The 334-nt window shown below is 57.5% G+C and carries 1 protein-coding gene; it reads left to right on the forward strand.

Translation table 11 applies throughout. From position 1 onward, the window contains the following. Nucleotides 1-124: 124 nt before the first annotated feature. Nucleotides 125-334, forward strand: a 210-nt coding sequence (locus QN347_RS19630) for a hypothetical protein (RefSeq protein WP_323494370.1), incomplete at its 3' end; no start/stop codon positions are given.

The following is a 334-nucleotide window of genomic DNA, read 5'->3' on the forward strand; positions in this document are numbered from 1 at the left end:
ATAGCAGGAACGACGGTGACTGATTGCTGGTGCGGCGAACTCTACAACGGGCAATGTGACGATAGGCAGCGTGACGAGTAGCACGACCGTTGAGGGTACGAGTGCACTCACTGCGGGTCAACAAGTGATTATTCTCGGCATACCTTTGACGGTGGCGGCGAACAGCACCTTAACTGGTAATAACGGTATCAACGTCACCAGCGGTGGTGATGCCACCATCGCCGGCACGCTCAGTGGTGGCGCTGGTAGCGCGAACTTGAATGCAGCGGGTGCGATGATGGTGGCTGGCGGCAGCGTAGCCGGTGCAACGGGTGTCACGATAGTCGGTGTTAAT

Origin of the sequence: Sphingomonas sp. 10B4, assembly GCF_035019905.1 — a bacterium.
Taxonomy (GTDB): domain Bacteria; phylum Pseudomonadota; class Alphaproteobacteria; order Sphingomonadales; family Sphingomonadaceae; genus Sphingomonas; species Sphingomonas glacialis.